The sequence below is a fragment of the Roseibium album genome, assembly GCF_001404515.1.
Lineage (GTDB): Bacteria > Pseudomonadota > Alphaproteobacteria > Rhizobiales > Stappiaceae > Roseibium > Roseibium album.
This window is the reverse complement of sequence record NZ_CXWE01000007.1, coordinates 221,676-240,503: the sequence shown is the minus strand read 5'-3', so window position 1 is coordinate 240,503 and position 18,828 is coordinate 221,676. Positions and strand designations below refer to the sequence as shown.

Sequence of the window (18,828 nt, the reverse complement as noted above, 5' to 3'; positions counted from 1 at the left end):
CGATGGACGCCCAGATGGACATACCGGCAACGAGGCACCTCGATACAAAGCGCGACGCGGGTCTCATCCTTCCGTGTTCCGTCCATAAACCGCCTGTTCGAAGAGCTCTCCCTCTTCGCCCGGATAATCGACCCCGTCCTGGTCATCGCCCCAGTGCACCAGCTCATGCAGAATGGTAACGCCGACGCGCGGCATGCGCTGGCCGGCCGCATTTCTGGTAAATGCCAAGTGAGCCGGTGTGCCGTTTTCATAGGCAGTCACCAGGATCTCGTTCAAACGGATTTCGTTCGAGCTGCTATTCGGTGTGAATTCACCGTTGATGAATGATCCCGCTGGAGACGCGATTGCAGTGATGTTGAGTGTCGGCTGATTTCCCCATGCCAGTGCACGGCGCAAGGTTGTGCTGTTCATTTGCGCATACCTGCGGAATGCGCGCCGCATCGATGCGATGTTGGCAATGGAGGGTAAACTTCTGCGGACATACCGCGTGAACCTTGGATATCTGGTTTGGTCGGCGGCACTGATAATCATTTTGCTTCCTTCTCAAATGATCGCTCACACAACACGCCTCCCAGTATAAACTCGAATTGAGTGCTAAACTGTGATGTTTTGCACACAATTCTCATTCATGCTTTTCTTTTTTTGATAACAACTTAGATAGATTTTATTTTTCTCCACTTCTTACTTAAACGAAGAAATGGTAACTGAATTTTTTCTTATAAAATCAGATTTGACGCCATCTGAACTGAACTCGGAAAAGTTCAGCAGAAAATTTTTAGGCACGGTTTATTGAAAACAGTATGCGAGGGATGGACAACTGGCGAGTTGTTGTTAGCTCCGCCCACCATTGCTGAAATTGCACTTTCCCGCATTCTTCTTCAGTCCTCAAGTATAACATGCGGGACAAAGCGGGAGAGATCCTGAGTAATCGGATGACGATCCTCACGGATGCAGATGCCTGATGCGAGACCTCCTACGATCCAGGAACCGATCATGACATAGTCCTCGCCAAACTTCGGCGGCTCCTGGTAGGCCTGCAGTATATGCCCTTCTTCACCGTAATGCCCCGGGGTCGACAATTCGGCGTCGTCCACACCACGTATCGTGATGTTAGCGCCTTCCCGGCTGTAAAAGGGTTTTCGAACGTGCGGCATGTCCAGTATCGTCTTGTCGGCCACCTCTTCGAAACAGGCTGGCAAAAGATTTGGATGACCGGGAAACATTTCCCATAGCAACGGCAGAATCGCTTTGTTCGAAAGGACAGCTTTCCAGGGTGGTTCTATCAGCTGTACGGGTGCACCCGGCAAATATGGTCCGTATTCCTCGCGGAACATATCCTCGTACGGGTAGAGTTTGAACAGCGCCTCAATAACGTGGTCATCGTTGTCCGCAAACCGTCCATCGGCGTCAACGCCTATTTCCTCGACGGCGACAAAGTGTGGATTCAAACCAGCCTGACGAGCACAATCTTCCAGATAGCGAACGGTTGCCCGGTCTTCATCCTGATCCCTGGTCGACGCAAAATGAATGTGATAGCCGGGAGCAAACATGGCCGCAAACCGCTCAATGAGCCTTTCCTGTACCGAATTGAACTGGTCGGCTTCAGTCGGCAGCTCGCCGGCAGAAATCTGGTCTTCCAGCCACATCCACTGGAAAAAACCGGTTTCATAAAGCGCTGTCGGTGTATCGGCATTGAACTCCAGCAGCTTCGCCGGGCCACTACCGTCATAGAAAAAGTCAAACCTTCCGTAGAGCGAAGGTTCCGAGGCTTCCCAGGAGGCTTTGATCCAGCCGTGATACTCTTTCGGGATGGCAATCTTTGTCAGGAGTTCTTCATCACGGACGACACGGTCCACGAGATCCAGGCACATGCGGTAAAGATCCTGGGACGGATCTTCCAGATCTTCCTCAATTTCAGAAAGAGAGAGCACGTATGCCCGGCTTTCGTCCCAATATGGAGCACCATACATGGTGTGAAAGCCGAACCCGAGCCGTTCAGCCTTTTCTTTCCAACCAGGTCTTTCCGGAATTGATATCCGTCTCATGTGATGGCGATCGGGGCGTCAAAGTTTTTCAAGCAATGCTCTCACGTCGTTTCGACCCGGGTTTTCCAAAGCCTTGATCTTGGCTTCAAGATCGGCTCCGCTTTCCAACCGTGCTTCTTCGTCTGCTGCTTCCAGGATGGCCTGTTGCTCAGCCTGACGCTGCTCAAGACGCGCCAGGCTGTCAACAGCGCCAGCAAGTTTGCCATCAGAAGCAGTCGTGTTCGTGGATGCTGCCTTTTGCGCCTTGATCAGTGCTTCATTCGCCTTGGCACTTTCCATCTTGCGCTGCAGGGTTTCGATTTTGCTTTCCGACTGTCGAATGGAGCTGTCCATCCGTTCTTCGGTCGCCTTGTATTGGTCGAACAGCGCCTGATCCGCCTCTACCTTGTCACGAAGCTTCAAAATGCTCTCGACAATCTCAATGGCCAACGGCTCATCGCCTTGCGATTTTGCTGTACGGGCAGCTTCCGTTCGACGCTCGATTTCCCCCAACAATTCCGAAACCGACTTTTCCTTGAGCTTCCGGTTGGCAGACATGCGCGCCTTTTCGTCCTTGGCAGCTGCAATCGCCTGCCGGGCCTCGCGCACCTCTTGCTCAAGGATCGTCATCAGGTTCGCGTCCTGAACGGCTTCAGCCGCATTGCTGGCATGGCCTTTGAAAGCCGTGATCAATTTGCCCCAAACACTCATGTCTCAACTATCCCGTTCCAACCAATCAGCAGATCTCAAACGACGCCGGCCCTTGGACCGACATCAGCTGCCAGTTCCAGGGCACTATTGGCGATTGTGCGCAGTTCCGTCTCCACCGAGTTCAGCGTCGAGCGGACCGACATTGCTCCAAAGAGCTCATAATACTCCTTGCCGTCGACTTCATCGATAGATAGAGCGCAAAGCGGCAGCAGTTTTTTGTGATTGCGAAGCATCATGGCTTCAAACGCAGCCGGGTCATCCTGTAGATCCCTTGGCCACAAGACGGTTGTCGTCAGGATCTGCGTCTCACCGACCGTCAGAAACAGAGTGATTTCACCCGCTGAACGAAGTTGCACTTCCAGAACATCAGGCTGGGTCTCGCTCAATGCGCAATGGACTTCGTTTTCCGCGAACGAAGCGGACCGTTCGAGGGCCTCTTTCAGTTCGTGCAATGTCCATGGGATTTGCCGCGCGCTCATTCTTTGGCCTCCAGTTAATGGCCAGGCCTTCAACCCAGCATCGAACAAGTAGAAGTGATGCAGGCTGGTTTCAAGCGATTTTTCGCCATGGAGGTTCGATTTGACAAGCCTCCGCCCTCTGGTCAAATTACCAATGCGATTCAACCGGGGGCAGAATCCATCCGTGCCAATATTGCAGCTACTTATTTCGCGAGTTTATCAGCATGTTCTTGAGCTGAAGCTCTGGCTACTGACAACGCTGATCTGCGCTTATCTGATCATCTCGTGGGCGCTGTTTCTGCTTGCGGGCGAGACCGGCCTGACTGGTAATCCGCTTACATTCATCTATTTCGCGGCGACCACGGCATCGACCGTCGGCTATGGCGATCTGTCGCCGGAGACCGAAGCCGGACGCATGGTCGCAGCTTTCTGGTTTTTTCCCGGTGCCTTGTTGATTTTCTCAGCTGTTCTTGGCCGGCTGACAGGTGTCCTAGTCGAAGGAGTGAGACGTATGGCCGACGGAAACGGTAACTTTGAACGCGTGCAAGGCGCCACCGTCATTGTCGGATACCATCGCGACAAGACCCCTCTCATGGTGGAGAACCTGATTGCCGGGCAGGATGGCGATGAAAAAATCATTCTTCTGGCAACCTCCAAAAACATCGAAATCCCCGAGGGTGTCCGGTTGATCCGTGCCGAACGGCTTGACGCTCTCCAGTCTCTCAAACGCGCCGCAATTGCCGGGGCACAAAAAGTTCTGGTCTATGCCGGCACCGACGCCGAGACCTTCAATACCTGCCTTGCCATCCGGGAATTGAACAGCGAAGTTCATATCGCCGCCTATTTCGAAGACCGCGACACCGCACGCCGTTCCGGCAAACTTGCGAACATTGAGCCGGTTGTTTCGAACGCCTGCGAGTCCCTTGTGCGTGCCGCGCAAGATCCAGGCTCCGGGCAGATACTCATGGCTCTTTCAACCGCCGGATTCGGGGCGACAATCTACTCCGCAATTGTCGAAGCCGATAAACCGACCGGAACGTCCATGCTTGAACAATCGTTGCGCGGGTCCGACGGCACACTGATTGCGGTCTCCCAACCAGACGACAAGGAATTTGTGTTCCGGCCATTTCCAAAGGAACTCAATTCAGGAGGCTCAATTTATTATCTTGCCAACAAGCGACTGAGCGCTGACGACATTTCCAAAGGCCTGGAGGGATCAAATGTTCGGATCTCTGTTTAAGCGGTCAAAGGATTGGCTGCCGTCTGAAATCCTGGGCCTCACAATCGGGCGCGGCATCACATTCGATCCAATCGCTCTTCGGTTGCTGCCGGATGAAACCCTCATGGAAAAACCCGACACCACGCTGATGATCGCTGCACAGGGACACTGTGACCTTGGCGAGCAATCGCATATGCATCGCTTTTATCCGGATGATGATCGGTTCCTGATCCAGTTCCAAGGTGGAGATGGCAATGCCGACGATCGCGTCGACGAAATCATGCTTTGGTACTTTTATGATGTTCAGTATCCTTCCGGCGAGGCGGAATGGAGCAAGTGCAAGAACAACATCCGCCAGAAGAACTACAGCTTGTCGCGTGGTGGTGAGAATATCAGTTTCGAGCGCGCTTGGTTCGACACTTCGACCTCGCCTGAAGATCCGATGACCTATTGGGAAGAAATCTGCGACGACCGTTCCGGTGGGGGACGGCGCCGAATTTTTCAGACTGCAATGTTGTTCGCCCGCCAGCTCAAAGACGGCCGGGACGAAATGTTACTCATCAACATGGAAGAACCTGAAAACGCGGAGCGGAGCGTCGCATTCATGATCGGGTTTCCGCTCGAACAGCACAATTTTTCTGTCTAAGTCACATTACCGGAGATCAAAATGGCCGACCTACAGGCATCTCTATCAGGCATCGTTCCCTTCATCGCGTATTTCATTGCCGCAATCGTCATGCTGCTGGTTTTCATGAAAATTTACACCATCATGACGCCCCACGACGAGATGGCGCTGATCAAGGACAACAACGTGGCAGCGTCACTTGTCTTCAGTGCCGCCTTTGTCGGCTTTTCACTACCGCTCGCAAGCGCCGCCGCCAACTCGGTCAATATTGTCGACTTCATTATCTGGGGCATCATCGCCTGTGTTGCACAGTTGATCGCCTATCAGGTTTTCCGACGCTTCTACCCCAAGATCACTTCCCGTATCGAAAAAGGTGAAATTGCCATCAGCACGAAGCTCGCAGCGATCTCCATTACGGTGGGATTGCTCAACGCTGCTTGTATTACTTATTGATCGACTTCGAATTGGCTCACACGGAGGCCAGCACAATGCCCCTTCTGCTTACCAATTTCATCAGGCCGATTTGACGGTCAGGAGATTTTCTATGAAACGATCCAAATCGATCAAACTGGTTGTCATGGCAACGACGACAGCAACGCTAGCGGGCTGTTCGCAGGAACCCGACCTGGAAGGTCGCGTTTACAAGACCGAGTCCGAATGTGTGGCAGACAGCTATATCTCGGATGAAGTCTGCGTTAGCGCCATGAAAACCGGTATCAACATTCACGAGAATTCTGGCCCACGATACGAATCGATGAGCCTTTGCAGCGACCAGCACGGCAACAATGCCTGTGTCGGGGAGTCTTCCAACGGCAGATCGTATTTTTCACCGATCCCGGCAGGATACTTCCTCGCCGGCGCATTGACGGGTGCAATCACGAACGATCTTCTTCGTTCCAATGTTCGCCCGGTTTACCCGGAACGTGGCAGCAAGCGTTATTATACTTCAGGCGGTTACTATGTCGGAAGTTACGGCGGCGGAAGCTGGCGGACATACAATGACGCAGTCAAATCGCCTCCTAAACCCGCCAAAGTGCAGACACGCACGTCCGTCGCCTCGCGCGGTGGTTTCGGCAGTCGCTCCAGTTCCGGATCGAGGGGCGGCTGATTTGCCTGCCGCCGAACATCAGACAAGCATGGCGGCCGGGAAACAGTCCTCTAACTGGCAGAAACTCACATGATCGCCCTGGTGTGTATGTGCATGATGCGTATCGTGGCCAATTGAACCTCGCAAAAGAGACTGCAGATCTCGGTCACAGACGGGTTCTGCTCGCCACTATCCGGATTGTGGGTGGTGCGATCGAAACTGACCTTGATCGGGTCCAAGGCGGTCAAATGCTCACGGGTCCAGCTATTGTGACGGGTCTGCATCGTGTCTTCGCGGGGAATTCCGCCGGTTGGTGAGACCGGACAATCTGTTTTTCGAAAACCATCAGGGCTACGCATTGCACGGCGCTGCGTCGATTTCGGGCGGGTGCCGGACGATGCGCGCCGGCCTGTAGAGTATTCCTAGAAAATCGGTGGCGCGAACTGAAAGACGCGCCAGACAAAAGAGACACGATTGCGGCATCCGCACTTTTCGAACATGGACTTCATTTGTGACTTGATCGTCTCGGGACTGACGTCGAGTTCGAGAGCGATTTCCTTGTTGGTCAGTCCTTTGAGGACAAAGTCGACCAGCCGATGTTCGGCAACAGTCAACCTGTAGGCACCGGCAACAACGTCCGATTTTATCTTCATGGGTTTCTGCGGATCGATCAGGGTGACGAGCGCTCCGGTCAGATTTCGCTCCAGTTCCATTTCGGCGTCCCTGAGCGGAGAAACGACCGCGACCAAAGCTGCTTTGCTGCTCTTGCGAGCGATCTGAATGATCCGCCCGGCTTCATCATTTTCGCCGACAGCGGTTCCGGCCAGGCATCTGGCGGCATCTTTCAATGCCGCCTCCGCTTCCGCCGCAAAGCATGAAACGACCTTGTCCGGCCCGACAGACAGTCCATCACCTTCGGCAAGGACCTCTGACGCAGCGCTGTTCTTGAGAATGATCTCCCCCGCTTCGGTCAGAATGAGTATGCCCGTGTCGATCTTGTCGAGAACAGCCAGGGCAGCGTCGTACCGGCGCCGAAGTTCGACGGTGAACCGGTTCAGCTCAACGGCCTTCGATAGATGCGGCCCAAGCTGGTTCACAACCTCTGCCGCCTGTTGCGGGACCGCAGCGTCACACTGCCGGCCGTAGAGAAAAATTGCACCCCTGAATGTGTTCGGATCATCGGAAAGGTTCACCAGGGCGCGACGTAAAAACCCGGCGCGGATCCCGAGTTGCACTTCCGGTCGAGCTTGATAGCTTTCGTCCAGTTGCCAGATGTCCGTGTCGAGCACGACTTCAAACGGATCCGCACGGTGAGTGGCTCCAAGGCCTTCCTGATCGTAATTCGACCCTCGACCGTCTGCCAGGAGTTGATTGTATTCAGAAAGGATATCGGCGGCAGCGTGGAGTGCGGAATTGGTTTCGTTCAATGCAAAATTCACCTGACTCAAATTCGAGAATTCGTAGAGCATCGCTCCGTTTGCTCCCATGGATCGGGCGCACATATCGAGCGCATTGCGCCAATGGTCTTTCGAAAACGCGGCATCGTAAATAGATATGAGCGTGCTCGGGGTCATCGTCCCGGAAAATGGTCTGCCCTTCATCGGTCCCTTTCTGATGTCGAAAACATTTCGGGATCCAACTCCGTCTATTCAGGGAAATATTTCAATCACATCACGCGATTTAACTTGTTTACAATTATACAACTGCAACAATTCGTCAAATTTCTCCTAGTTGTGAAGTCAATATTCACAATTGAAAACTGCACATCGCATTTGTAAACACACATTTTCCGGAACAGCGCCTAGTCATCGCGCCGCCTGGTTCCCGGATATACTACGACGAAGGAGACGGAGCGCGTATGACGGTTCGGCCGGTGCCGGAGCCTGCAAAAGTTTCTCAAGGGAAAGGGTTGCCTGGTGATTTCCACCCAGGCACATGGGTGCCCGGCCCGTAGCGCCGACAATGACGTTGTCATGAAGCCCCTGACAAGCCCGGCGACAACGGGGTGTCAGCCGAGCCCCAGGAACCATTGAATGATAAACGCGTTCGCCAGATCGACAAAAAATGCGGAAATCAGCGGCAATACGATGAAAGCAAGCGGAGACGGCCCGTAGCGCTGTGTCACCGCTTTCATGTTTGCAATTGCGGTGGGGGTCGCACCGAGTGCAAAACCGGCGAAACCGGCCGACAGGACGGCTGCAAAATAATTGCGCCCCATGACCCTGAAAACAACCAGCACTATGAAAACGGTTGCCGCAGCCGCCTGCAACAGCATGGTCACGGCAAGCACACCCGCGCTGCCGGCGAGGGTCCAGAGCTCCATGCTCATCAGCGACATAGACAGGAAGACCGAAAGACTGAACTCGTTGATGAGATCCATCGACTGGGTTCCGGCCGGGGCCTTTGCCTTCCTGAATATGAGCGGAACAACATTCGACAGGACAATGCCCGAGATCAGGCATGGTACGAACAACGGCAGCTTTAGTCCGGCTGCCAATAGGCTTTCATGGGCCGAGTAGCCGATGACGATTGCTACATGGATCCAGAGGATGCAGCGCATGATTTCAACGTGGTTGATCGCTGAACGGGTCTCGTCGGTCGCCGCCGCCTCGTGCGGTTCGTCCGCATCCTCGCCATCGGACGCCGTCAAGCTGTTCTTCGTGATCAGGTACTTTGCAATCGGACCACCAAGAATGCTCGCCAGAATAAGTCCGACGGTCGCGGAGGCAATGCCCAGTTCGGCTGCACCGGCCACTCCGTATTGGGAGGCGATCGTGGGACCCCAGGCAATCGCCGTTCCATGACCGCCGATCAGGGAAGCCGTGCCCAGAAGGACACCGGACTGGGACGGCATGCCGAAAAGCAGTGCCCCGGCTGCACCAACGCCATTTTGAACGAGCATGAACACCAGGGTCAGTGCGAGCATGACCGCGAGGATCGGCCCGCCACGTGCCAGATCGGAAACCCTCGCATTCAATCCAACCGTTGTGAAAAAATAGACCAGCAGAAAGTCCCGGACCGAGAGGTCGTATTCAATCGTGCGACCGGTCGCAACCACGATCACAAGAGCGCAAAACGCAGCCGCCAGACCTCCGCTCACGGGCTCGGGAATGCTGTAGGAGGAAAGTATCGAAAACCGCTTGGTGAGCTTTGCTCCGAGGAAATAGACGATGATGCCCAATGTGAACGCTGCAAAACTGTCGATGACGATCGGATCGGCAGCGGCGGTCGCATCCATGAATTTCTCCAATACCCGGCAATCTCACAACACAGGATGGGCAAGTACGTCGCGCCCGGAAGCCCTTGAAAAGGCATCGTAAGCTGAAAAGTAGTGTCAAACCAAGCGTGTTCTGGGTTCTGATCGTCGTGATAACATGAACAGATGGCTGCAAATTCACGGGGCAACCTTCAGAATGTGATTGCGCGTGCAACCCGCTCGGCTGACTCCAACGCTCCTTCAAGAAACCCACCGTTTTCGGGTGCCGTTTCTGTTCCTGCAAACCGTAATCGTCCGGACCATGGGTCAATCGCAAGTTCGATATCCTGATATCGAGGATGGGCTGATATGTCCGCGGTATCGAGTGGTGTCGCCGTTCGTTCCTCACATGCCCAATTCATGAAATGCAAGCGCGCGGGTTCGGCGGCCTCCGAACCAAACAAGTCTGTCAACTGGGCGACGGCGTCACGAAGAAGTTGCCTTTCATCGATGCGCTGCCCGCCTCGACCAGGTGCAACAAAACCAAACAGGGCAGCTTCTCCAGCCGCCCCTTCGTCGGCGCTGGCATCATGAAGTTCAAAAAGCGGGCCGCGATGACTTATTGCATCCCCTGAAAGTCCTGCCTGGCGCCAGAAGGCCCTCTCGTAGATTGCCACAATCTTCGCGTGACCGGCCATCCATGTCGGTACATTGGTCATCGAAGAGATGACTTCGGCAGGAAGCGCGGGAGAAAAATCAACGCCCATTGAGGCGAGACGCGGCGGCAGCGCCAGCACAGCCCGATCTGCGGTCTTCGTATACGGGCCGGATGAATTTTCGCCGGACACCCGAAGTCCGGCTTGAAGCGCTTCGATACGCGTGGCGGAATGCTCCAGGTGAAGGGTCTCTTGCGGCAGTCTTGCCGCCAGATGTTCGGTGAGTTGCGCGAGACCGCCTGGTATTCGCAGCGCATCGCCCATCGTTGCGAACTCGAGATCGCGCCGTACATGGCCATTCTGGTCCTGAAACACGAGATTGCCCGCCGAATGCTGTCGCATCAGTGACAATCCGAGTTCCGACGTGAGGTTGAGCATTCGCCTGTTGTGCGGCCAGATCCATGCTGGCCCCAAATCGTAGCGCAAATTGCCCCCGGCTTGTCCCGGCAGGGAAACAATTCGTCCTCCGACCCGGTTCCTTGCTTCGAGGAGCGTGACGTCGTGTCCTTCGTCTGACAGCAACCGGCCAACGGCAAGGCCGCTCAATCCGGCTCCGACAATCAAGATCTTCTGTTTCTTGCCTGTCACCTGCATGCCTTTCTGTCACTCAGGACCCAGGAGCCGAGACATGGTCCAGGTGACCGGTCTTGATCCAGATACGTGCACCCTCCGGACCCGCCTCAAGCTGGACATGCTCCTGCACCGGCCGGCGAAGCCACGACCAGGGTGCCAGCCATTCGCCGTCTACCGAAACGGTTCCAGACAGAACCAGCAACTCTGCACCACCCGGTGCCTCCACCTGTGCCTTTGTCCCCGCGGCCCAGGTCTCGATCCTGACTGTCTCACGCGCGTCTTCAAAAAGGGGAGAAACACCGACACCAGGCCGGGCCGCATCCGAAACCGTTCCGAGCTTGTTGGTATCGATGCGAACGTGACTGCGATCATCCGGATCGAACTGCCATAGCTTGACGAAAATCACTGCGCCTTGCGGAGCGCTCGGCGTGTGTCTCGAGCCGGGAGGATTGCGGATATAGGAGCCCGCTGGAAATGCACCGTGCTCATCCTCGAACACACCTTCCAGCACAATGAATTCTTCGCCACCATCGTGCATATGCGCCGAGAAGGCGCTGCCTTGCGCATAGCGCACGAATGTCGTCGCCCTTGCCACCTCATCCCCGATCCGGTCGAGCATCATTCGTTCAACACCCGGCATGGGTGACGCCACCCAGTTGTGATCTTTCGGTGTGATCCGGACACTGCGATCGAATTCGGCGTTCACTTCCATGGTTCTTCTCCAGCAGGCTTTGTCTTGACGCTGCTGCATCAACTACCCGGTAAAAAATCCTGGCCGCCGCTGCAGTTAAGGCAATCAAATCTATCTATTGATAGATAGATGAAACCATTCCTCTTGTACTACAATTCACGAAAGCGTGATCCCGTGGACACCCTCTCCGGTTCGCGACGGCTCACTGACTCTCTGACAGACCAGGCCTTGACGCACATCAACGCATAATCGGCCGCAATCCTCCACCATACTTTCCAACATTTGAAACTAGTGAGAGGCAGGAATGGCCGTAGCTGATTGGGAAAAGTTCATCACCCAGACCGATGGCCGGATGGCGGAAGTCCGGAAAGGTGCACCTGATACTGCAGAGGGTTTTGCAGCCCTTGCAGCCGGCGCGATGAAGGACGGTGCGCTTGATGCAAAGACCAAGGAACTTATTGCGCTGGCAATCGGCATCACCGCCCGCTGCGATGGATGCCTTGCCTACCATGCCCGCGCTTCCGCACGTCTTGGGGCCAGCCGGGAGGAGATTCTGGAAGTCATCGGTGTTGCAATCTATATGGGCGGCGGCCCATCAATGATCTATGGATCGGAAGCCCTTGCTGCTTTCGACGGCCTGACTGCATCAGACTGAAGCAACTGCCCCGAATACGAGAGACACCATGACCGCCACACTTAGCGGGACCCTGAGCCTGGGAAACCAGGCGGGAGCCTCACCGCGCCGCGTCGCCTGAAGGTCAAGAAAAAGAACCAGTGCAAATGCTGTCAAAAGCACCAGCAGCCCCCATAACACAGGCAGGAGCAAGGCGCCCCATCCGACAAGTGACGGAAGCACACTGAGACCGAGACGTCTGGTCTGGACATCGGTCGGATCTGCAGATCCTGTTGCAAGACCCCACTGGATACCGCCGAGGAAGGACAGAATCACTGCTCCATAGCAGACCATCACCTGAGCCGCCCATGACGCTCCGGGTTCCGGGCCGAGCAGTGCAAGCAGTGCACAAGCAAGGAATGGAACAACACCAGCACCGCCGAGCCATATTGCCGGGGACGGGACGAAGGCGCCGTTGGAAGTGCATTGCGATGCGGCGGTTTGCGAATTCATCGGTTGTATTCTCCACTGGTCAGACCACCGCACGGCATTTCCGGTATTTCATCTTCCGGCGCAAAAACTCGAACAACGAACCCGGTTCCCGGGCTTGCAGATGGCGAGCAGCTTCGCTGAGGCGTGCGATATACGTGAAACGTGGCTCCCGGATCTTCGACAACACCCGATCATTGCATTAGACACTGCAATTGAGCGGCCGTTGTTCCGCTCTCCGCAATATGGCTTCATTCCGCTCATAAAAGTGTGATTGGCCTTAGAGACAATCTCCGAATGAAACTGCCCGCCATTAATGATCATTCTATCTGGAGACGAACATGCTGAATGTTGCTTTCAAATCACTCCTCCTCGCGCTGTTTCTCACGTCGTCGGCCATGGTCGCAAAAGCCGCCGACACCGATCTTGTGAAAGTTCCGAGCCCGCACTCGGTCAAACAGACCGCCGACAATCTCGTTGCCGCGGTTGAAAAGGCAGGGGCGAAGGTTTTTGCGCGTGTTGACCATGCTGCCGGCGGAAAAAGCGTCGATATGGAAATTCCGGCAAACCAGGTTGTAATCTTCGGCAATCCGAAACTAGGAACACCGGTGATCCGGGACGCCCCCGAAGCCGGCCTCGACCTGCCGATTCGCGTGGCGATCATCGAAACCGACAACGGCACGATCCTCGTTTACCACGCTCCTGCGTCCCTTGCAGCGGCACATGGCCTACCGGCCGACCACCCCAGCATCGGCAAGATGACCGGTGCTCTGAAAAATCTGACCGCGAAAGCGTCAGAGTAAGCCACCGGCCAATAGCTCCGGCTCATGAGACCGCTGCGGTATCGGTGGAAGATCGCTGATCAAGAACACCGATGCCGCCGCTTCGCATGATCGCGCCTCATGCGCCGCGTCCATTTAGGTTGACCGGAACAAACGTCTGAAATCTGCTTGGGTGTCGCAGGTCTGTCCCGAGACCTCGGGTGGGTTTCGCGCGCCAAAAATCCATAAACGACCCGACGCTCTATTCGCTCAGAACCGCTTCAAAGCCTTCGAATTTGGGGTGACCTGCATATAGGTGCCTGTTCCCGCCCGCGTTCTTGTGGGCTTCGCGAAAGTGCTCCGACTTTGTCCAGTTGACGAAATCCTCTCGGTTGCTCCAGATCGTGTGGGTGGCGTAAAGGGTCGTTCCGGCGTCTTCGTCGAAAGCCCCTTTCAGCAAATGAAACTTTTGAAAACCAGGCACATCGGACAGTCTGGATTCGCGTTCCCGCCACACTGTTTCAAAAGCCTCCTCCTGGCCTTTCAGAATAGAGAACCGGTTCATCGCCAAATACATGATCTGCTCCAGACAAGTCTTTTCTCACCTGCCGCGGGACAGGGACCGCTCATAACCTGATGTAGATGTTCAAGTTTTTCAAGGCGTTTTGGTATTCTTTCCCTCAGCCAGGAAAAACAGCACGGGCTTACAACGAACTTCTTCACGCGACTGTGATCAGCAATTCAGCATGATGAACAAACCATTCCGGCGACCAACCGTAAACATCCGCGATGGGGCGCAAGTAGGGAGCGCAAAAAAATGCCTACAAACACGATCCTCGATATTGCAAGTGGAAGTTCCGATTTTGAAATTCTGACGGCGGCACTCGGTGCCTTTCCGGATCTCGCGAATGCGGCAGGCGACAAGAACGCAAGCCTCACTGTGTTCGCGCCAACCGACCAGGCGTTTCTGAATCTGGCGAATGCGCTCGATCCAAGCGTGGGCTCGGACGAATCCAAAGTCGTGCCGGCACTGATTGCCGCTTCGGAGCTGCTTTCACCTTCAGACGATCCAACCTCCTTCCTAAAGTCGGTTCTGACCTATCATATCGCCGGGGATGCTCTGGATGGCAGCGCCGTTGCGGGTTCCAATACCGTTGAAACCCTCTCGGGCGAAACAATCAAGCCGGACAGCTCACACGGTGGCCTCTCGCTTGGCGACAAGGACCCCGGCTTTGCCGATCCCGCGGTGACCAACCCGGCTGGTTCGGAGAACGGCATTGTCGCAGAAAACGGCATCATTCATGTCATCGACAATGTCCTTCTGCCCTATGACATTACCTTCGCCAAGGGCGGGTTCCTGTTTACAGGACGTGGCCCTGACGCGGTCATCGGTTCAGATCACTTCGACTTCATCTCTCTTGGCAAAGGTGACGACATCGCCAACGGACTTGGCGGACATGACATCATTTTCGGTGGACGCGGATCGGACCTGGTCAAGGGTGGTGACGGCAACGACTACCTGTTCGGCGGTCGTGGTAAGGACACGCTGGAAGGGGGCGCTGACAACGACTACCTGAATGGTGGACGCGGCAAGGATATTCTGGTCGGGGAGGAAGGGAACGATTTCCTGGTCGGCGGCCGTTCCGCCGACAGTTTCGTCTTCAATCCTTTCCGTGAAGGAGAAGGCCACGACGTGGTTGCGGACTTCAACGCCAAGCGCGATAAGCTGGTGCTCGATCTGAGGGACGGCGATCCGGTCGTTCTGGATGCGATCGCCGCAACCGGTGATCCGGGACTTCAATTCACCGACCTTCTTGAATTCGATACCGATCCCGTCGCAGATGGCCTGCAAGCCGCCGTATCCCTCGGCGCTTCCGGAGATGGCGATCTGCTGATCACCCATCTGACGGGAACGATCGAACTCAACGGGATCCCCTCCGGTGTCGACCCGGCAGCTCTTCTGCCGGCGATCGAGTTCCTCGTGAACGACGATCCTTTCAGCGTCTGAGAAATGCACCGCTGAATGTCCGGTACGTTTTTTTGGCATCGGCCGGCCTCAACAGAACCGGCCGATGCAAGCTCTCAACGCTTTTTCAGCGCCTGTGTGCAGCAGCGTTTGCGCCGTCAACGGCACCGGCACCGGAAAAGTGATCGCGCTGGAATGCCGCACACCCGCAATTCGCAATGAGGTATTGCACGCTGTAGCATCAGGAACCGGCACCCGGTCCGGAAGGCATTTTCCCGAAGGAAGACCAACCATGTTGTCGCGACCTGGCAAGCTGTCCGATCCGCTCGCATTTGCAGCCGGATTTGCGGTTCTGTTCGGAGTTCTGACAATCCTGTCCGGCGGCACCGCTCTGTTTTCGAGTGAAGACATCCGTTCGAATTTCGGAGATGTGGTTCAGACTGTCCTGTGGTTCAACTTTGTTTCGGGGTTCTGGTATGTACTTACAGGCCTTGGGCTTTGGGCGCACAGATACTGGGCAGTTCAGTCTTCTGTCCTGCTGTTGCTGGCGATCCTGGCGGTTTTCGCGTATCTCGGCGTGCATATTCTGGATGGTGGAGCCTTCGAAATGCGCACCGTCGTGGCGATGACGTTTCGCACTTTCTGCTGGTCACTGATCAGCATGATGGCGGTCAAACTCATCCCACACCGTTGAAGCTTCCAATCCTTGCCGACGAATGAAGCCCTGCGGATCTTTCAAGGGACCCCGCGACTTCCCCTCAAGGAAACTGCAGCTGTCGCCACTCTCTGTCACCGATTTGAATTCCGGCTGCAGGGCAGAGGACAGGAGACCTTGTTCCGGCACCGGGAAAATCCGGCCACCGGACCAAAACCCTCTTACCTTCTCCCTAAGGTCGAGGCCCCTCTCCGACCCGGGCGCGTGGACGGGTACCAGCAGCAATTCCCACACAGAGGACAATCTCGTTCGCACGTGGTGCGTCGGCGAAGCAGAGCGTCATTGTGTCAATGAAATTGAACGCCCAGGCTTCGTCCTTGTGGCCAAGCGGCAGGTCGATCGTTGCACCTGCGGCGGCGACCTTCACATTGGAAGGCATCAGCGCCTTGCCGCCGCCAATTGCGGCACGAACGGGTTTGCCCAGTCCTGGATGCAAAAGCGCGGCACCATGTTCAGCGGCACCTCCAGTCCCGACGATTGCCGCCTTGCCGTAGCCGGTCGGCGCGCTGCCCAATCGTTCCATGATTTTTCCGGCAAGCCTTTCGCCGAGTTCCGCACCCATTTCAAACAGCACAGAAAGATCGTCTGCATCGGTATCGGCGAAAGGATTTTGCAGAACGGCGAGTGCCGCCATACGCTTCAAAGGATCGCAAGCCACTCCAAATTCATCGGTTTCGACGATCTCTTCGATCACAAGCGTCTTTCGAATGTTCATCCAATTCCCTTCCTCGATGTATCAGGTCCGTCTCTCTGTCGCACAAATCGGAACAACAGTGCGGCGGGAACAACGAGCGCAAACAGGACCATACCGAAGGCAAGCGCAGCCCCTGCGGTTCCTGCCGACTCATAGATCCATCCGGCGACAGGCGGCCCAACTGCCATGATCGCGTAGTAAACCGTGAAAAAGACGCCCATGCCAAACGCCCGCCGCGCGGGTGGGACCGCTTCGCCGGCAAGTGCCATGATGACACCGGCGGGCGCCATGCCGACAAGCCCGAAGAGGAGACTTGCAGCGAGCCCGGCACCGGACGTGCCAACCAGCCATAAAGCTGCAACGGCACTCGCCATGCAGACGATCAGAATGAGATCACGATGCCCGAAGCGGTCGACGACCTGACCGCAAATCGCGCCCGAGACGATCATGATCCAGCTGGCGATGCTCACCAGCGCCGCGGCCTGCAGCGGAGAATGGCCAAGCTCTTCCAGCATCCGAGGTCCAAAGGAGAGGTAGGCAACATAACCGGCGTTGAAGACCCCCCACGCTGTTCCCGCGAGCAGGACCAGCTGCAATTCCCGACCGTTCAACCTGCCGGAGCTGCGGCCAGTTGCGACGGTCCGTTCCGGTGGCGGCCGATAAAAGGCCAGGACGCCGACCGCAGCAAGCCCGCAATACATGGAGGCTGCAAAAAACGGCACGCGCCAGTCAAAGAGATCGGCCAGAAAGACATGTCCCACCTGCCCCATGGCAATACCGAAAGGCCAACTCATGACAAGGATACTCATCGCGGTTGAAATTTCCCGGCCTTCGAACCAGTCGGCGATCATCTTGGTGAAGTAGAGTGTCGCAAACAGAAAGCCTGCTCCGGCAAGCAACCTGCCAACACCGATTGTGACAGGTCCCTGTCCAAGCCCGCTTACGAGGCCACCGAGGGCGAGCGCGCCCAGGCCGGAGACCGCAAGCATTCGGTCGGAGAGAAACCGCCCCGATGCCCCGGCCGGTAAGGCCAGCAACAGGCCAGGGGCCATGAAAAGACCAATCAGTATCCCGACTTCCGAATAGTCCAGTTCAAATGCCGTGACGAGGTCGCCACCTACGGATACGGCCGTTTGAAACTGAAATCCGAGGGCAATGCGCGCGAAGAACAGCAGCGCCAGCATTCGCCAACGCATCACACCGCCCCTGTCACGTGAGCGGAACCTGTGTTCTTCGCGATAAATTCGCGCCGGCGGGCATGGTACCGGTCCGTTGAAACCCTTTGTCTGGTCATTGCATTTCCCCTCGCTACCCAAGCTTAGGGACGTCTCGCAAGCCGCGGTATCGTGCAGATGCAGTATATTGTCCGGCACCTTGCTGTATTCGGCTACACTACATGCGGTATTGCTGCCACATTGGAGTGACGCAGGATGAGCAGAAAAATGTCGGAGGCGTTGTTGCGTGCAGCCTGAAAAGAGTTTGAGCCCGCGCGAACTGGAAATCGCCCGTTGCTATGCGCATGGGGAAACCTATCACGCGATTGCCGAACGGCTGCATATTGCACCCTCAACCGTGCGAACGCATCTGGCCGCGATCTACCGAAAACTGGAAGTTTCCTCCAAGCTGGAATTGCATTCGCGCCTTGAAGGCAAAGGCCGGCAACAAATGAACCAGAGCGACCATGCAGCAGTGATTTCCGAACTGGCACTCAGCCTGGAAGAAGCAATCGGGCGGGAGAAGGCGCTCAGCGAGGTGCTGAGGATCATCAGCAGGTCGCGCGGTGACATTGACGATGTGATGGCCGCAATCCTGGGTCACGCCCTGATACTATGCGATGCGGAATTCGGCATACTCTTCGAATATCGCCGCAACAGACGGTTCTCGGCCAGGTTCTCGCGGGGCATTCCCGCAGAGTTCAAGGACTGGCTTGAGGCGCAAGGTGTGTTTGCCGTGAGTGCGGAAACCGGACTGGGACGAATGGAAACGGTGCAGGACATCATCAACATTGTGGATGTCCGCTCGGAAGAGCTTTATCGCACGGAAGATCCATTGCGTGCCGCAACAGCTGATCTTGGCGGCGCCCGATCTTTCGTTGCCATTCCGATGCTCTCCGGCGACAGCCTGGTCGGCGCCTTCACAATCTACAGGCAGCAGGTCAGACCCTTCAATGCGCAGGTGACGGCACTTGCCCAGACCTTTGCCGATCAGAGTGTCATTGCACTCGACAATGCACGCATGATCAGCGAATTGAGGGCTGTTGCCCAGGTGGAGTGACCCACTCTATCGTGGA

General features: G+C 55.8%; 22 protein-coding genes. 9 read left to right on the top strand and 13 right to left on the bottom strand.

Annotated elements, in window-relative coordinates:
* Positions 1-63: 63 nt before the first annotated feature.
* From LA5095_RS23585 to LA5095_RS23570, 4 genes are all read right to left on the bottom strand, one after another.
* Entirely contained in the window at positions 64-531 is a 468-nt protein-coding gene (locus LA5095_RS23585; RefSeq protein ID WP_029064315.1) for a hypothetical protein, read from the bottom strand.
* Between the two features lie 347 nt (positions 532-878).
* Complete coding sequence (locus LA5095_RS23580; RefSeq protein ID WP_055119454.1) at positions 879-2,045, bottom strand: glutathionylspermidine synthase family protein; 1,167 nt, start codon at positions 2,043-2,045, stop codon at positions 879-881.
* An 18-nt stretch (positions 2,046-2,063) separates the two neighbouring features.
* Positions 2,064-2,735: a PspA/IM30 family protein gene (locus LA5095_RS23575; RefSeq protein ID WP_055119451.1), complete on the bottom strand. Its 672-nt coding sequence runs from the start codon at positions 2,733-2,735 to the stop codon at positions 2,064-2,066.
* 35 nt (positions 2,736-2,770) lie between these two features.
* On the bottom strand, positions 2,771-3,214 hold the full coding sequence (locus LA5095_RS23570; RefSeq protein WP_055119449.1) for a YjfI family protein: 444 nt from the start codon (positions 3,212-3,214) through the stop codon (positions 2,771-2,773).
* Between the two features lie 163 nt (positions 3,215-3,377).
* Here LA5095_RS23570 and LA5095_RS23565 point away from each other — a divergent pair, with 163 nt between their 5' ends.
* From LA5095_RS23565 to LA5095_RS23550, 4 genes are all read left to right on the top strand, one after another.
* Positions 3,378-4,433, top strand: coding sequence for a potassium channel family protein (locus LA5095_RS23565; RefSeq protein ID WP_055119798.1), 1,056 nt, complete (start codon positions 3,378-3,380; stop codon positions 4,431-4,433).
* The gene (locus LA5095_RS23560; RefSeq protein WP_055119446.1) at positions 4,414-5,058 is read left to right on the top strand and encodes a DUF2491 family protein; all 645 of its coding nucleotides are present in this window, start codon (positions 4,414-4,416) and stop codon (positions 5,056-5,058) included. Before LA5095_RS23565 ends, LA5095_RS23560 begins: the two co-directional genes overlap by 20 nt.
* A gap of 21 nt (positions 5,059-5,079) precedes the next feature.
* Positions 5,080-5,490, top strand: coding sequence for a DUF350 domain-containing protein (locus tag LA5095_RS23555; RefSeq protein ID WP_055119444.1), 411 nt, complete (start codon positions 5,080-5,082; stop codon positions 5,488-5,490).
* A 91-nt stretch (positions 5,491-5,581) separates the two neighbouring features.
* On the top strand, positions 5,582-6,145 hold the full coding sequence (locus tag LA5095_RS23550) for a DUF1190 domain-containing protein (RefSeq protein ID WP_055119441.1): 564 nt from the start codon (positions 5,582-5,584) through the stop codon (positions 6,143-6,145).
* Positions 6,146-6,210: 65 nt separating this feature from the next.
* Here the strand turns inward: LA5095_RS23550 and LA5095_RS23545 are convergent, their stop codons facing one another.
* From LA5095_RS23545 to LA5095_RS23525, 5 genes are all read right to left on the bottom strand, one after another.
* Positions 6,211-6,483, bottom strand: coding sequence for a hypothetical protein (locus LA5095_RS23545; RefSeq protein WP_186009648.1), 273 nt, complete (start codon positions 6,481-6,483; stop codon positions 6,211-6,213).
* A gap of 63 nt (positions 6,484-6,546) precedes the next feature.
* Entirely contained in the window at positions 6,547-7,725 is a 1,179-nt protein-coding gene (locus LA5095_RS23540; RefSeq protein ID WP_055119437.1) for a helix-turn-helix transcriptional regulator, read from the bottom strand.
* Between the two features lie 407 nt (positions 7,726-8,132).
* Positions 8,133-9,362, bottom strand: coding sequence for a sodium/glutamate symporter (gene gltS / locus LA5095_RS23535; protein ID WP_055119435.1), 1,230 nt, complete (start codon positions 9,360-9,362; stop codon positions 8,133-8,135).
* 170 nt (positions 9,363-9,532) lie between these two features.
* Entirely contained in the window at positions 9,533-10,624 is a 1,092-nt protein-coding gene (locus LA5095_RS23530) for a flavin monoamine oxidase family protein (protein WP_158510430.1), read from the bottom strand.
* A gap of 19 nt (positions 10,625-10,643) precedes the next feature.
* Complete coding sequence (locus tag LA5095_RS23525; RefSeq protein ID WP_055119795.1) at positions 10,644-11,321, bottom strand: cupin domain-containing protein; 678 nt, start codon at positions 11,319-11,321, stop codon at positions 10,644-10,646.
* 283 nt (positions 11,322-11,604) lie between these two features.
* Here LA5095_RS23525 and LA5095_RS23520 point away from each other — a divergent pair, with 283 nt between their 5' ends.
* Positions 11,605-11,955 (top strand): carboxymuconolactone decarboxylase family protein, encoded by a 351-nt coding sequence (locus tag LA5095_RS23520; protein WP_055119429.1) that lies wholly within the window; start codon positions 11,605-11,607, stop codon positions 11,953-11,955.
* Here the strand turns inward: LA5095_RS23520 and LA5095_RS23515 are convergent.
* Entirely contained in the window at positions 11,947-12,426 is a 480-nt protein-coding gene (locus LA5095_RS23515; protein ID WP_055119427.1) for a DUF3429 domain-containing protein, read from the bottom strand. The two genes, LA5095_RS23520 and LA5095_RS23515, sit on opposite strands and share 9 nt — an antisense overlap.
* A gap of 317 nt (positions 12,427-12,743) precedes the next feature.
* Between LA5095_RS23515 and LA5095_RS23510 the strand changes: the two genes are divergently transcribed.
* Positions 12,744-13,205: a DUF302 domain-containing protein gene (locus tag LA5095_RS23510; protein WP_055119425.1), complete on the top strand. Its 462-nt coding sequence runs from the start codon at positions 12,744-12,746 to the stop codon at positions 13,203-13,205.
* A gap of 220 nt (positions 13,206-13,425) precedes the next feature.
* Here the strand turns inward: LA5095_RS23510 and hmuQ are convergent, their stop codons facing one another.
* Positions 13,426-13,740, bottom strand: coding sequence for a heme-degrading protein HmuQ (gene hmuQ / locus LA5095_RS23505; RefSeq protein ID WP_055119423.1), 315 nt, complete (start codon positions 13,738-13,740; stop codon positions 13,426-13,428).
* A gap of 240 nt (positions 13,741-13,980) precedes the next feature.
* Here hmuQ and LA5095_RS33315 point away from each other — a divergent pair, with 240 nt between their 5' ends.
* Positions 13,981-15,171, top strand: coding sequence for a fasciclin domain-containing protein (locus tag LA5095_RS33315; protein WP_055119421.1), 1,191 nt, complete (start codon positions 13,981-13,983; stop codon positions 15,169-15,171).
* 250 nt (positions 15,172-15,421) lie between these two features.
* Entirely contained in the window at positions 15,422-15,823 is a 402-nt protein-coding gene (locus LA5095_RS23495) for a hypothetical protein (RefSeq protein ID WP_055119793.1), read from the top strand.
* A 193-nt stretch (positions 15,824-16,016) separates the two neighbouring features.
* Here the strand turns inward: LA5095_RS23495 and LA5095_RS23490 are convergent, their stop codons facing one another.
* Both LA5095_RS23490 and LA5095_RS23485 read right to left on the bottom strand, forming a co-directional pair.
* Positions 16,017-16,559, bottom strand: coding sequence for an amino acid synthesis family protein (locus LA5095_RS23490; RefSeq protein WP_055119419.1), 543 nt, complete (start codon positions 16,557-16,559; stop codon positions 16,017-16,019).
* Positions 16,556-17,734 (bottom strand): MFS transporter, encoded by a 1,179-nt coding sequence (locus LA5095_RS23485; protein WP_055119417.1) that lies wholly within the window; start codon positions 17,732-17,734, stop codon positions 16,556-16,558. Before LA5095_RS23485 ends, LA5095_RS23490 begins: the two co-directional genes overlap by 4 nt.
* 265 nt (positions 17,735-17,999) lie before the next feature.
* Here LA5095_RS23485 and LA5095_RS23480 point away from each other — a divergent pair, with 265 nt between their 5' ends.
* A complete protein-coding gene (locus tag LA5095_RS23480) occupies positions 18,000-18,812 on the top strand; it encodes a LuxR C-terminal-related transcriptional regulator (RefSeq protein WP_055119414.1) in 813 nt (270 codons plus the stop codon).
* The last annotated feature ends 16 nt before the right edge of the window (positions 18,813-18,828 follow it).